At 64.2% G+C, this 14,081-nt stretch carries 15 protein-coding genes; all 15 read left to right on the plus strand.

Going from position 1 to position 14,081, the window contains the following annotated elements:
• Positions 1-4 precede the first annotated feature (4 nt).
• The 15 genes from T31B1_RS03155 to atpA all read left to right on the plus strand — a co-directional run bounded on the left by T31B1_RS03155 (position 5) and on the right by atpA (position 13,991).
• Entirely contained in the window at positions 5-400 is a 396-nt protein-coding gene (locus tag T31B1_RS03155) for an MAPEG family protein (RefSeq protein WP_353248005.1), read from the plus strand.
• Positions 401-613: 213 nt separating this feature from the next.
• Complete coding sequence (locus tag T31B1_RS03160; protein ID WP_353248006.1) at positions 614-2,092, plus strand: WS/DGAT/MGAT family O-acyltransferase; 1,479 nt, start codon at positions 614-616, stop codon at positions 2,090-2,092.
• Positions 2,093-2,253: 161 nt separating this feature from the next.
• Positions 2,254-3,744 carry a flavin-containing monooxygenase gene (locus T31B1_RS03165; RefSeq protein ID WP_353248007.1) on the plus strand — a complete coding sequence of 497 codons (1,491 nt, stop codon included), beginning with the start codon at positions 2,254-2,256 and terminating at the stop codon, positions 3,742-3,744.
• 82 nt (positions 3,745-3,826) lie between these two features.
• Complete coding sequence (locus T31B1_RS03170; RefSeq protein ID WP_353248008.1) at positions 3,827-4,177, plus strand: hypothetical protein; 351 nt, start codon at positions 3,827-3,829, stop codon at positions 4,175-4,177.
• A 204-nt stretch (positions 4,178-4,381) separates the two neighbouring features.
• The gene (locus T31B1_RS03175) at positions 4,382-5,308 is read left to right on the plus strand and encodes an NAD(P)-dependent oxidoreductase (protein WP_353248009.1); all 927 of its coding nucleotides are present in this window, start codon (positions 4,382-4,384) and stop codon (positions 5,306-5,308) included.
• A 111-nt stretch (positions 5,309-5,419) separates the two neighbouring features.
• The gene (locus T31B1_RS03180; protein ID WP_353248010.1) at positions 5,420-7,114 is read left to right on the plus strand and encodes a glutamine--tRNA ligase/YqeY domain fusion protein; all 1,695 of its coding nucleotides are present in this window, start codon (positions 5,420-5,422) and stop codon (positions 7,112-7,114) included.
• Between the two features lie 22 nt (positions 7,115-7,136).
• Positions 7,137-7,784, plus strand: a complete 648-nt coding sequence (gene rsmG, locus T31B1_RS03185; RefSeq protein WP_353248011.1) for a 16S rRNA (guanine(527)-N(7))-methyltransferase RsmG — start codon at positions 7,137-7,139, stop codon at positions 7,782-7,784.
• A gap of 65 nt (positions 7,785-7,849) precedes the next feature.
• The gene (locus T31B1_RS03190) at positions 7,850-8,698 is read left to right on the plus strand and encodes a ParA family protein (RefSeq protein WP_353248012.1); all 849 of its coding nucleotides are present in this window, start codon (positions 7,850-7,852) and stop codon (positions 8,696-8,698) included.
• Positions 8,699-8,720: 22 nt separating this feature from the next.
• Complete coding sequence (locus T31B1_RS03195; RefSeq protein ID WP_353248013.1) at positions 8,721-9,569, plus strand: ParB/RepB/Spo0J family partition protein; 849 nt, start codon at positions 8,721-8,723, stop codon at positions 9,567-9,569.
• A 169-nt stretch (positions 9,570-9,738) separates the two neighbouring features.
• Positions 9,739-10,089, plus strand: a complete 351-nt coding sequence (locus T31B1_RS03200; protein ID WP_353248733.1) for an ATP synthase subunit I — start codon at positions 9,739-9,741, stop codon at positions 10,087-10,089.
• Between the two features lie 52 nt (positions 10,090-10,141).
• Positions 10,142-10,987, plus strand: a complete 846-nt coding sequence (atpB, locus tag T31B1_RS03205) for a F0F1 ATP synthase subunit A (RefSeq protein ID WP_353248014.1) — start codon at positions 10,142-10,144, stop codon at positions 10,985-10,987.
• A 41-nt stretch (positions 10,988-11,028) separates the two neighbouring features.
• On the plus strand, positions 11,029-11,307 hold the full coding sequence (gene atpE, locus T31B1_RS03210; protein ID WP_353248015.1) for a F0F1 ATP synthase subunit C: 279 nt from the start codon (positions 11,029-11,031) through the stop codon (positions 11,305-11,307).
• A gap of 59 nt (positions 11,308-11,366) precedes the next feature.
• Positions 11,367-11,840, plus strand: coding sequence for a F0F1 ATP synthase subunit B (locus T31B1_RS03215; protein ID WP_353248016.1), 474 nt, complete (start codon positions 11,367-11,369; stop codon positions 11,838-11,840).
• Between the two features lie 2 nt (positions 11,841-11,842).
• Positions 11,843-12,379 (plus strand): F0F1 ATP synthase subunit delta, encoded by a 537-nt coding sequence (locus T31B1_RS03220; RefSeq protein ID WP_353248017.1) that lies wholly within the window; start codon positions 11,843-11,845, stop codon positions 12,377-12,379.
• A 70-nt stretch (positions 12,380-12,449) separates the two neighbouring features.
• The gene (atpA, locus tag T31B1_RS03225; protein WP_353248018.1) at positions 12,450-13,991 is read left to right on the plus strand and encodes a F0F1 ATP synthase subunit alpha; all 1,542 of its coding nucleotides are present in this window, start codon (positions 12,450-12,452) and stop codon (positions 13,989-13,991) included.
• The last annotated feature ends 90 nt before the right edge of the window (positions 13,992-14,081 follow it).

A 14,081-nucleotide genomic window follows, 5' to 3' on the forward strand; every position in this document is an offset into this window, starting at 1 on the left:
GCAGATGATTCTGGCTTACTGGTGCGTACTGATCGCTGCGTTCATGCCGGTGGCGTTCGTCGCCTATGCGAAGTTCTTCGGTGGCGACAAGAAGATGGATTTCGAAACCAATCGTTATCCACGTCGCTGGCTCGAGCAGACCGAAGGTGCCCAGCAGCGTGCCTACTGGGCCCAGCTGAATTCGTTCGAGGCGTTTCCGCCGTTCGCCGCCGGCGTGATCATCGCCGTGATCTCGGGCGGCGCGATCGGCGCGATCAATCTGCTGGCGGTGCTGTTCGTGATCCTCCGCATCGTCTACGGCTGGTGCTATATCAGCGACCGCGCCACCGCGCGCAGTCTGGTCTGGGGAGCAGCGACCCTGTGCACCGTGCTGCTGTTCATCGTCGCCGCCATCGGCTAGCGCATCCGGCCTGTTTTCGCCTGCCGGCGGTGTCTCGCGCCGGTGGGCTCCGGTCGTGCGTCGTGCGTCGTGCGTCGAGTCACAGTCGAGGCCAGCGCGAATACGCGCTCTTGACGGACCGTGCGCGGGGTCGGATAAAAGAGGCATTTTCATAATCCTGCGAACGCGTAGACTGGCTGTTCGACGGCGCGACGTGATGAGGAGTCTGCGGTCATGGAAACCAAACGCCTGAATCTGGTCGATACGGCCTGGCTGAACGTGGAAACCGATCGCGCGCCCATGCACGTCGGCGGTCTGCTCACCTTTCGTATGCCGGCCGATGCGCCCGCCGATCTGCCGCGTCGCATCGTCGAGCACTATCATTCGTTCACCCGCGCATACTCGCCCTGGAATCACCGGCTCAGAAGCGGCGGACGGCTGAGCAACGTCACCCCCGAATGGGAGCTGCTCGACGAGATCGATGTCGAATATCATTTTCGTCATTCGGCGCTGCCGGCGCCGGGCGGCGAACGCGAACTCGGCGAACTTGCCTCGCGCCTGCACAGCCATCCGCTGGATTTCCGGCGCCCGCCGTGGGAGGCGTATCTGATCGAGGGCCTCGAGGACAACCGCTTTGCGATGTACCTGAAGGTCCATCATTCGCTGATCGACGGTGTCGCCGGCATGAAGCTGCTGGCGCGAGCGCTCAGCGACGACGCCGGCGACACGACACGGCCCCCGTTCTGGGCGATCGAGCCGCGGCGTCGGCGTCGACGTCCGCCCAGCGAAGTCCGGCCCGGGCTGTATCGAGCCGTGGCCGAGCTGGTGGGCGATGCCCGTGACCAGGTCAGCTCGTTGCCCGGATTCGGCGGCATCGTGCGGGACATGCTCAACGCCGCCCGACGCAAGGGCGGGTCCGTCGGCCTGCCGTTCTCCTCGGCCTCGTCGATCCTCAACGGCCGGATCGAGGCCCAGCGCCGTTATGCCACCCAGCTGTATTCGCTGTCGGAGTTCCGTGCGCTGGCCAAGAGCGCGCATGTCACGGTCAACGATATCGTGCTTGCGGTCTGTGGCGGCGGGCTGCGACGTTATCTGAAGGATATCGGTGAGCTGCCGGCCAAGCCCCTGACCGCCGGCATTCCGGTGTCGGTGCGTCCGGCCGACGACGACGAGGCTTCCGGCAATGCGCTGACCTTCATCGTGGCCAACCTGGCGACCGATATCGACGATCCGGCAGAACGGCTGGCCGCGATCGCTCAATCCACCCGGCATGCCAAGTACAACCTGGGCAAACTGTCGGCGGCGGCGATCACGCAGTACACGGTCGCATTGATGGCGCCCTATGTCCTGTCGCTGGTCAGTGGCATGGCCGGTCGCACGCGGCCTGTGTTCAACGTGACGGTGTCGAACCTGCCCGGCCCGGAAGGTCCGCTGTTCATCCACGGCGCAGAGATGGAAGCCTTCTACCCGACCTCTCTGGTCACCCATGGCCAGGCGCTCAATATCACTGTGCACGGCTATGCCGATACGCTGGGTTTCGGGTTCATGGGCTGTCGGGAGACGCTGCCGTCGCTGCAGCGGCTGGCGGTGTTTGCCGGTGAATCGCTCGATGAGCTGCGCGCCTTGTACGGTGAACCCCGTGACGAGCCGAGTAGCCGGCCCGCCTCGGATACGGCCCGCAAGTCGACCGCACGACGCCGCAAGTCCGGCTGAACGGATATCGGGTCGCCGGCATCCTTGCGTGTCTTGGCAGTGCGTGGACATGCCGTCTGACCTTTTTTGAACGCGCAGGCGCTAGCTGCCGGCCGGGCGGCTGGCGTGATGCGCTCGGGTGATGCATAATCCTGCCATTGTTCAATGACAATGTTGCAGACATGGCTGATACCAAGATGCTGGACGTACTCATCGTCGGGGCCGGAATCTCCGGCATCGGCATGGCCTGTCACCTGCGCGAATCCTGCCCCGACAAGACGTTCGCTCTCGTCGAGCGACGTGCTTCGCTGGGCGGTACCTGGGATCTGTTCCGGTATCCGGGTATCCGTTCGGATTCCGACATGTTCAGCTTCGGTTACCGGTTCCGGCCGTGGCAGGAACCGCGGATTCTGTCGGACGGCGGGTCGATCCGCGAGTATCTGGCCGAGACCGCGCGTGAGTTCGACGTCGAGCGGCATATCCATTTCGGCCGGAAGACCACGCGGGCCCAGTGGTCCTCCGACCAGGCCTGCTGGACTGTGACGACCGAGTCCGAGACCAACGGTGAGCGCGAGCGTTGGCAGTGTCGGTATCTCGTGCTCGGCACCGGTTATTACCGCTACGACGAGGGCTTCACGCCTGAATTTCCGGGTCGCGCCGAGTTCAAGGGGCGTTTCGTGCATCCTCAGCAGTGGCCGGAGGATCTCGACTACTCCGGCAAGAAGGTGGTGGTGATCGGCAGCGGGGCCACCGCCATTACGCTGGTGCCGGCCATGGCCGAAGACGCAGCCCATGTCACCATGCTTCAGCGTTCGCCGACCTATATCCTGTCGCTGCCGGCGGTGGATACGATATCCAGTCAGCTCCAGCGCATTCTGCCCAAGTCGTGGGTGTTTCGAATGGCGCGTGAGCGCAACATCGGACTACAGCGCCTGATCTATATCGTCTGTCGGCGCTACCCGCGACTCATGCGCAAGCTGCTGCTGGCCAGCGTTCGCGCCCAGGTCGGCCGGGATGTCGACATGCGCCACTTTTCCCCCGACTACAATCCCTGGGATCAGCGGTTGTGCGTCGTGCCCAACGGTGATCTGTTCAAGACCCTGCGCTCGGACCGGGCGTCGATCGTCACCGACGAGATCGACTGCCTGACCGAAAACGGTATCCGGCTGAAATCGGGGACGCTGATCGAGGCCGATATCATCGTGTCGGCCACTGGGCTGAACATGGAAATGCTCGGGGGTATCGAGCTGGTCAAGGACGGCGAGCGGCAGAACCCGAACGAACATATGACCTACAAGGGTGTACTGGTCGAGGGGCTGCCCAATCTGGCCGCCATCTTCGGCTATACCAACGCATCCTGGACGCTCAAGGCCGATATCGCCGCCGCCTACATGTGTCGGCTGATTCGTCATATGGACTCGCGCGGCTATCGTAGTGCGACCCCGCGCGCTATCGACGCCATCGCGGAAGATCGTTCGGTGATGGATTCTCTGAACGCCGGTTATGTGAAGCGGGCCAGCGCGAAGTTGCCGCGCCAGGGCGATCGTCTGCCCTGGCGCGTGCTCAATCACTATCGCCGCGATCGTAAGATGCTCGTCGAATCACCGATCGAAGACGGCGTGCTCCGCTTCGACGAGCCGGGCGTGGCGACCGGCGAGCAGAACGCCGCCTGAGCGGCCCGGCGACGTCCGGGCCGGCTCACCAACGGCCGAACAGCCCACCCTCGTGCGGCCGGTGGCCGGTATAGCGCGGGGCGTGGCGGCGCGCCTCGTATGCGCCGTATCGACGATCACGCCGATCCTGGTGCCGGGCCTCCCGGTTGCGCCAGCCATGACGGCCATCGCGGTTGTTCCGCCAGTCGTGATGCCGCGGATCGCGACGATCGTCGTGTCGGGCGTCGCGGTCATGACGGCCGTGGTGGCGATCGCGGTAGTGGGCTCGGTCGTGGCGATCGGAATGGGTATGACGTCCGTAGGCGCGGTGCTCAGTATGGCGATCGTGATGGGGCAGCTCCACGTTCATGGCCGCCTGGGCACCGGCGCCGCCACACAGCAACGCAAGGCCCGCCAGGGTGAGACCCAGGCGCTGCCGGATACGCCTGGTTGATGGCTTGGAGCTATAGGCATTCGGGTTCATGTGGGTTCTCCTGCGTCAGGGAATGCGCGAGTCCAGACCTCGCGCGACCACTGCAGCATGCAGTTGTCAATCTGAACCGTTAATTAATTACTGAACGAAATGAATGGTCACTGGTGGTGGCGAGACGGCACGGCTGTGCTAATTTCGCCGCTGGCCTTCGTGTGGAACCGTCGCATGTCGTTGATCGTGCTAATTGTGGATCTTCCCGAGCGTTACCGGCAGCGGATCGCCGAGCGTCACGAACTGGTGGTCCGAAAGGCGGATGAAATCCAGGCGGAGGACCCGGTCTGTCAGCGCGCTGACGTGGTCTGGACCAACGGAATGGTCGGCCTGAGCGACGCGGCGATGGCTGCGTTGCCATCGCTGGCCCTGATCGTCTGTCAGGGGGTGGGCTATGACGGCGTGGATACCGAGGCCGCGCAGCGCCGGGGGATCGCGGTGGCTGCGGGTCGCGGGGTGAACAGCTCGACCGTGGCTGACCACGCACTCGCACTTACCCTCGCATTATTACGCCGGATACCGGTCTACGATCGCAACGTGCGCGACGGCCACTGGCTCGAGGTACGCCGGCTCGATCCGCTGCTGACCGGTCGCCGGGTGGGTATCCTGGGTTTCGGCCAGATCGGGCGTCTGATTGCGCGTCGCGCGGCCGGCTTCGACTGCGAGGTGCATTACCACGCCCGGCGGCAGGTCGCGGACAGTCAGGCCTGCTATGCCGACTCGCCCCGTGCGCTGGCCGCCGCCTGCGACGTGCTCGTGCTGTGTTGTCCGGGTGGGCCGGCGACGCACCATATCGTCGATGCAACGGTCCTTGCGGCGCTGGGCGGTGAGGGCGTGCTGATCAACGTGGCGCGGGGCAGCGTCGTCGACACCCCGGCGCTGTGGACGGCGCTGCACGAGGGCACGATCGCCGGAGCGGCACTGGATGTGATCGAAGGCGAGCCGGGCCTGCCCGAGGGCTGGCACGAACTGGACAACGTGGTGTTCACCCCGCATACGGGCGGTCTGTCGAGCCAGGCCTTCGACGAGATGGTCGCCCAGGGGCTGGCCAGCGTCGCCGCGCTCGGCGCGAACGAGCCGATTGCCGGGCGGGTGGTCTGACACCGGCCGGGGGGTTTTGCCGAAACACAGGCTCCCGAGCCGTTATAATCCGGCGCAGTTCATTTGTCTTCAAGCGTTCGACCTCCGGGTCGGCGCCGGTAGCCTTCTCGTATGACCGACCACGCCTCATCGCCTCACGCCGGCCCCAACTTCGTCGCCCAAATGATCGCCGAGCAGATCCGGACCGGCGAGCATGCCGGCGAGGTGATAACCCGGTTCCCACCCGAGCCCAACGGCTATCTGCATATCGGTCATGCCAAGTCGATCTGCCTGAATTTCGGCCTGGCCGAGCGTTTTGGCGGCCGCTGTCGACTGCGTTTCGACGATACCAATCCCGAAAAGGAGAATCAGGAATATATCGATGCCATACAGGCGGATGTGCGCTGGCTGGGTTTCGAATGGGACGGTGCGGTGCGGTTTACCTCCGACTATTTCGATACGCTCTACGACTATGCGCTGCACCTGATCGAAAATGGCGACGCCTATGTCGACGAACTGAGTTCCGAACAGGCCCGGGCGTACCGGGGCGACTGGAATACGCCGGGTAAGAACAGCCCCTACCGTGATCGCAGCGTTGCAGAGAACCTGGCCGCGTTCGAGAAGATGCGCACCGGGGCGTTCGCCGAAGGACAAGCCGCCCTGCGCGCCAAGATCGACATGGCCAGCGGCAACATGAATCTGCGGGACCCGATCATCTATCGGATCCGGCATGCGTCGCATCATCAGACCGGCGATGCGTGGTGTATCTATCCGTCCTACGATTTCGCACACGGCCAGTCGGATGCCATCGAGGGCGTCACCCATTCGATCTGCACGCTCGAGTTCGAGGATCACCGCCCGCTCTACGACTGGTTTCTGGATCATCTGCCCGTGCCGGCCCGCCCGGTCCAGACCGAGTTCGGCCGGCTCAATCTGAACTACACGATCACCAGCAAGCGCAAACTCAAGCGTCTGGTCGATGAACGGATCGTCGATGGCTGGGACGATCCGCGTATGCCCACGATCAGCGGTATTCGCCGTCGCGGCTATACGCCGGCGGCGATCCGCGGTTTCTGCCAGACCATTGGCGTGTCGCGTTCGGACGGCGTGATCGATGCCAGCGTGCTGGAAGCCGCGGTGCGCGACGATCTCAACCACGCAGCCGCGCGGGCGATGTGCGTGATGGACCCGCTCAAGCTGGTCCTCACCAATGTCGATGCCGACACCGTCGAGCAGCTGTCGGCGCCGGGTCATCCCAACCGCGACGACCTGCCGGAGCGGCATCTGCCGTTCACCCGCGAGATCTATATCGAGCGCGAGGACTTCCGCGAACAGGCCAACAAGAAGTACAAGCGCCTCGTGCTGGGCAAGAAAGTACGCCTGCGCAATGCGTACGTGATCACGGCAAACGACATCGTGACCGACGATGCCGGGGAGATCATCGAAGTTCATTGCACCTACGATCCCGACACGCTCGGCGACAACCCGGCCGACGGCATCAAGCCCAAAGGCGTGATCCACTGGGTGTCGGCCAGCCACGGCAAGCAGGCACTGGTGCGGGAATATGACCGGCTGTTCGCCGCGCCCCATCCCGGCCGTGGAGCAGGCGATTTCCTCGACGACCTGAACCCGGCTTCGCTGACCGTCCATCGGGGATGCTGGATCGAGCCGGGGCTGGCGGACGTGACGCCCGAAACACGGGTGCAGTTCGAGCGCATCGGCTATTTCGTGACTGACCGCTACGATCACGCGCCGGGTGCGCCAGTGTTCAACCGGGTCGTCGCGCTGCGCGATACCTGGGGCAAGATCGACGCAGACCGCGCCTGACACGGGCCCGGGGAGTCAGACCATGGCGATGACCGACTGGAGCGCCTGCGAACAGCGGCTGGAAGCGGGCGTTCAGGCCCTGCAGGCCGATGTGGATGCGCACGCCCAGGCTCAGCTGATTGCCTATCTCAAGGAACTGGTCGCCTGGAACGGCACCTACAACCTCACCGCCGTACGCGATCCGCTGGTCATGGTCACCCGGCACCTGCTCGACAGCCTGGTCGTGCTGGACTTCGTGACTGGCCGTCGGCTGGTCGACGTGGGCAGCGGCCCGGGGCTGCCGGGCCTGGTGCTGGCCATTGCACGCACCGATCTCGCCGTCACCCTGGTCGAAACCAACGGCAAGAAGGCCGCGTTCCTGCGCCACGCGCGCCGACGTCTTGGCCTGACCAACGTCGAAGTCGTGCAGGCGCGTGTCGAGCGCTGGACGCCCGCAATACGCTTCGATTGCGTGATCTGCCGGGCGTTCGCCGCCGCCGGCGAGTGCGCACGGCTGGCTGGCCACCTGATCGCTCCGGGTGGGCGTTTTCTACTGATGAAGGGGCGCGACCCGGCCACGGAACTGGCCGATTTGCCGCTGGATTTCCGGCATGTCGATACCATCGCGTTGACCGTGCCGGGTCTCGACGAGCAGCGCCATCTGGCGGTTCTCGAGCCGGGGCTGATCTGAATCAATACGCCAGCGCCCGTGCAGGGGCGGCGCAGGATGCCCGCGGTGCTTTAGGATAGTCGGCTATGAGCAATATCATCGCCATTGCCAATCAGAAAGGCGGCGTCGGCAAGACCACGACCAGCATCAACCTTGCGGCCGCACTCGCCGAGGCCGAGCAGCGCGTGCTGCTCGTGGACATGGACGCCCAGGGCAACGCCACCATGGGTGTGGGGGTGGACAAGAATGCGCTGAATGCGACCGTCTGCGATTTTCTGCTCGGCGACAAGGGCGTGGCCGAAGCGCTGCAGGTCGTGCTCGACGGCGACATGTATCTGCTCGGCGCCAACGGCGACATGACCGCCGCCGAAGTCGGCCTGCGTGATCGCAAGAATGGACGGCTGGCGCTCAAGGACGCGCTCGGCGAGATCTCGGGCAGTTTCGACTATGTCATCATCGACTGCCCGCCGGCGTTGTCCATGCTCACCGTCAATGCGCTAGCCGCGGCACGCGGGGTGATCATCCCGATGCAGTGCGAGTACTACGCCCTGGAGGGGTTGTCGGCGCTGCTGGAAACTATCGAGAGTGTACGTCGGATGATGAATCCCCAGCTGATCATCGAAGGCGTGCTCATGACCATGCACGACCCGCGCAACCGCCTGACCGGCGACGTGTCGGCCCAGCTGCACGATTACTTCGGCGACGCCGTCTACAAGACCGTGATTCCGCGTAACGTGCGTCTGGCCGAGGCGCCCAGCCACGGGCTGCCGATCATGCAGTACGATAACGGCGCTTCGGGTGCGGCCGCTTATCGCGCACTGGCCGCCGAAATCCTGGGGCGCGACGATGCCGAGGTGGTGGCAGCGCCCACCGGCGGCGCCCGGCGGGCCGTCTCGGCGCTGTTCGGCCGTCGCGGCCGTCGCAGTTCCGGTTAGCGCTCAACAGACGACGAACCTTATGGCACAGAAAAAACGAGGGCTGGGTCGCGGTCTGGAGTCCCTGCTGAGCAAGGACTTCGACGACGCGACGCCGGCCGCCTCCGAGCTGATCGAGCTCGAGCTCGATGCGCTCCGGCCGGGCCGCTACCAGCCGCGGCGGGACATGGACGCCGACGCGCTCGAGGCCCTGGCGCAGTCGATCCGTACCCAAGGCATCATTCAGCCGCTGGTCGTACGGGCGACCGGCGACGGCTACGAGATCGTGGCCGGCGAACGGCGCTGGCGCGCCGCGCGGATCGCCGAATTGACCAGTGTGCCCGTGGTGGTGCGCGAGCTGGCCGACGAAACCGCCATGGCCGTTGCCCTCATCGAGAACATCCAGCGCGAGGATCTGAACCCGCTGGAGGAGTCGGCCGCGCTAAGGCGGCTGATCGAGGAATGCGGGCTTACGCATGCCGCCTGTGCCGAGGCCGTCGGGCGCTCGCGCGCGAGTGTTTCCAACCTGCTGCGCCTGTCCGAGCTCGTCCATGAAGCCCAGGCGCTGCTGCGGGCCGGCGATATCCAGATGGGGCACGCGCGGGCACTGCTCGGCGCCCCGGCTGCGCTTCAGGCTGATCTCGCCGCGCGTGTGGCGGCGCGTCAGTTGACCGTCCGCCAGACCGAGGCGCTGGTGGCATCGGCAATGGCCGAGCATGAAGAACAGGCCGCGCCGCGGCAGAGCAACCGGCTCGTGCGCTTCGAGCGCGCGCTCGGAGACAGCCTTGGCGCCAAGGTCACCGTGCGCGCTCAGCGCGGCGGTCGCGCCCGGGTCGTGATCGACTATGCCAGCGCCGGCGAGCTCGACGCGCTTCTGGAGCGGCTGAAATAGCCGACTCTGGAAATCAATGTAAATAACAAGCGTTCTCAAGAACATTGACCTTCGATTTTGCTTTGTCTATAGTCCGCCGAACGCCTTGGTTGTCGCGAGGAGAATGTGCGTCAACCGGGTGCCGCGGTGGGGGGTTCCCGTAGTGGTGAATCGGCCACGTCTGCGCAATATGCGCCTAGCAGGGGCCATATTGGGCGGGCAGTTTCTGACCGGCCTGGTTTTCGCTGCCGTGTTCGGCGCGCTCGACGGGACGCGATCGGGAATGGCCGCATTCTTCGGCGCGATCGTCGCGATCCTGCCGGGGTTGTGGATGGCGCTATGGATGCTGCCGCGTCGGGCTGAAGTTCGGGCTTCGGCGATGGCCCGGGCCTTCTACTTCGGCGAGTTGGGAAAACTTGGATTGACCGTAGGGCTGTTTTTTGCGGCAGCCCTTTTGTTTGGCCAGCAGTTTCTTCCGCTGTTGGTGACATATGTGGCCTGTCTGGTGTGTTACTGGCTGGGCTTGATACTGACGCGCTAGCTGGCAGGAATGGCAGCGGGTTCGACATAGGCTTGGATCGAGGATAAATCGCATGGCCAGTGCCGAAGAGGGCGGCAGCAGCACCGCCACCCAATACATCCAGCATCACCTGACGAACCTGAAGTTCGATCTGGGCAGCATGCAGTTCGACGGACACGCCAGTGGTTTCTGGGTGCTCAACGTCGACAGCCTGTTCTTTGCGATCTTGCTCGGCGTGTTCTTCCTGTTCTTTTTCCGTCTGGCGGCCAAGAAGGCGACCGCGACGGAGCCGGGCGGGCTGCAGAATTTCGTGGAAATGGTGGTCGATTTCACCGACACCCAGGTGCGCGATATCTTCCATGGTCAGTCGAAGCTCATCGCGCCGCTGGCGCTGACGATCTTCGTCTGGGTGTTCCTGATGAACTTCATGGACCTGATCCCGGTCGACGCCCTGCCGGTCGCCGCCCATGCCAGCGGCATCGAATACCTCAAGGTCGTGCCCTCGACCGATCTGAACATCACCTTCGGCCTGTCGCTGTCGGTGTTTGCGCTAATGATCTTCTACAGCATAAAGATCAAGGGTGGCCTGGGCTTTCTCAAGGAAATGCTTACGCACCCGTTCGGGCCGTGGCTGGCGCCGTTCAACTTCGCGTTGTTCGTGGTCGAGACCGTCGCCAAGCCGGTTTCGCTGTCGCTGCGACTGTTCGGCAACCTGTATGCCGGTGAGCTGATCTTCATCCTGATCGCCGTGTTCACGCTCGGCGCGGGCGCGAGCCTGCTCGCCGTGCCCATGTTCATACTGCAGATCCTGCTCGGCGTCGGCTGGGCGATCTTCCATATTCTGGTGATCACGCTGCAGGCATATATCTTCGGCATGCTGACGATCGTCTATCTGAGCATGGCCCAAGAGCACCACTAACTGACCACTGACCCCACTGACTCGTAAACGGAGAGTAGAAAATGGAACAAGCAATTGCCGACGTCCAGGGCATGACCGCCCTTGCTGTTGCAATCCTGATCGGTTTCGGCGCCATCGGCACCGCGCTTGGCTTTGGCCTGCTGGGCGGCAAGTTTCTCGAAGGTCTGGCCCGCCAGCCGGAAATGGCCCCGATGCTCACCGGCCGCATGTTCCTTATCGCCGGTCTGCTTGACGCGGTCTCGATGATCGGCGTGGGTATCGCCCTGTTCCTGACGTTCGCCAACCCCTTCGTGGCGGCGGTCCAGTCGGCAGGCGGCTAACGACCGGCGCATTCTGCCCGGTCGCTTAGAGTCGAGTTACGTAAAGCCAGGGGTAACCCATGAGCATCAATGCCACATTGCTGGCCCAGATGATCGTCTTCGCGGTCTTTGTCTGGTTCACGATGAAGTTCGTTTGGCCGCCGATCATGACGGCCATGCGCGAGCGCCAGAAGCGGATCAGCGAAGGCCTCGCAGCGGCCGAGCGCGGCGTGCGCGAGCTCAACGAAGCCACGGCCAAGGCCGAGGAGATGGTGGGCAAGGCGCGCGAGCAGGCCCAGGAAATCCTGAGCAACGCCCAGCGTCAGGCCAACGAAACCCTCGATCGGGCCCGTGACGAGGCGCGCGCCGAGGGCGATCGCATCGTTACCGCCGCCCGCGAGGAGATCGACCAGGCCGTGGCATCGGCCAAGGAAGATCTGCGCCGCGAGGTCGGTACGCTGGCCGTGGCCGGCGCCGAGCGCATACTCAAGCGCGAGATCGATGCCAAGGCGCATAACGACATCATCGACGACCTCGTCGCGGAGATTCGCTAGCCATGGCCGAGATGCAGACGCTGGCCCGGCCGTACGCCGATGCGGTGTTCGAGCTGGCCGAGGCCAAGGGTGAGCTCGACGCCTGGTCGACCTCGCTGGCCGCGCTGTCGGCGATCGTCGACAACGAGGACGTGGCGGCCTTGATGGATAACCCGGGCGTCGGCGATACGGTGCTGGCAGAGGCCGTCATCGGCGTCGGTGCCGAGGACCTGAACGAAGGCGCCCGGAATCTCGTGCGTCTGCTGATCGAGAACGACCGGCTACGGCTGGCGCCGTCCATCGCCGCATTGTTCGAGCAGCGCAAGGCCGAAGCGGAGAGCCGCGTCGATGTGCGCGTCACCTCGGCGGTCGCGTTCAGCGACGAGCAGCAGGCCGCACTGGCCAAGTCGTTGGAGAAGCGTCTGTCGCGCACGGTGCGTCTGAGCTTCGAGCAGGATGAAAACGTGATCGGTGGCGCGGTGATCCGTGCCGGCGATCTGGTGATCGATGGGTCGCTGCGCGCCCAGCTCGAGCGCATGCGCACCACGCTCGCGCACTAGCCCGGCTAATCGGCGAGCAACCGCCGGCGGCAGATCGCCGCGGCGATATGGATATAGAGGAAAAAGGTCAATGCAACTCAATCCGTCGGAAATCTCAGACCTGATCAAGAAACGGATCGATAACTTCGAATCCGTGACCGAGTCGCGCAACGTCGGCACGCTGGTGAGCCTGGCGGACGGGATTGCCAAAATCCACGGTCTGGCCAACGCCATGCAGGGCGAGATGCTCGAGTTCCCGGGCGGCACCTTCGGTATCGCGCTCAACCTCGAGCGGGATTCAGTGGGTGCGGTGCTCATGGGCGAGTACACGCATATCTCCGAGGGCTGCGAGGTCAAGACGACCGGTCGTATCCTGGAGGTGCCGGTCGGCGACGAGCTGCTCGGCCGCGTGGTCGATCCGCTGGGCAACCCGATCGATGGCAAGGGCGAGCTGGGCGCCACCCAGACATCGCCGATCGAAAAGGTCGCGCCGGGCGTGATCGAGCGTCAGTCGGTCGACGAGCCGGTACAGACCGGCCTGAAATCCATCGACGCCATGATCCCCATCGGTCGTGGCCAGCGTGAGCTGATCATCGGCGATCGCCAGATCGGCAAGACCGCGATCGCGATCGACGCGATCATCAATCAGAAGAACACCGGCATCAAATGCATCTACGTGGCCATCGGGCAGAAGAACAGCTCGATCGCCAACGTCGTGCGCAAGCTCGAAGAGCAGGGCGCGATGGATCACACCATCGTCGTGGCCGCCGGTGCCGCGATCTCGCCGGCGCTGCAGTACATCGCGCCGTATGCCGGCTGCTCGATGGGCGAGTTCTTCCGCGACAAGGGCGAAGACGCGCTGATCGTCTATGACGATCTGTCCAAGCAGGCGGTGGCCTATCGCCAGATTTCCCTGCTGTTGCGCCGTCCGCCGGGCCGTGAAGCCTATCCGGGCGACGTGTTCTATCTCCACTCCCGGTTGCTCGAGCGCGCGTCGCGTATCAACGCCGATTATGTCGAGAAGCTGACCGACGGCAAGGTCACCGGCCAGACCGGTTCGCTGACGGCGCTGCCGATCATCGAAACACAGGCCGGCGACGTGTCCGCGTTCGTGCCAACCAACGTGATCTCGATCACCGACGGCCAGATCTATCTGGAAACCGACATGTTCAACGCCGGTACACGACCGGCCGTGAATGCCGGTCTGTCGGTATCGCGTGTGGGCGGCTCGGCTCAGACCAAGATCATCAAGAAGCTCGGTGGCGGTGTGCGTCTGGCACTGGCCCAGTATCGTGAGCTGGCCGCGTTCGCCCAGTTCGCCTCCGATCTTGACGAGGCGACCCGCAAGCAGCTCGAGCACGGTGAGCGTGTCACCCAGCTGATGATTCAGAAACAGTACGCCCCGTTGTCGGTGGCGCTGATGGCATCGTCTTTGTTCGCGGCCGAGAAAGGCTATCTGGACGACGTCGAGGCCGAGAAGGTCGTCGATTTCGAAGCGTCGCTGCATCAGTACATGGAATCCGAGCAGAAGGCGCTGGTCGACAAGATCAACGAAACCGGCGATTACAGCGACGAGATCCAGTCGGAGCTGCATACCGCGATGAAGGAATTCAAGGAAACCCATACCTGGTAAGCCATGTCCGCCGAGAGGTGGTCGCCGTCGATGATCGACCCGGCCCCCTCCCGAGCGCAGCGCGGCAGTTGCCGCGGTTTCCGAACTCAC

Origin of the sequence: Salinisphaera sp. T31B1 (genome assembly GCF_040361275.1) — a bacterium.
In the GTDB taxonomy this organism is placed as follows: domain Bacteria; phylum Pseudomonadota; class Gammaproteobacteria; order Nevskiales; family Salinisphaeraceae; genus Salinisphaera.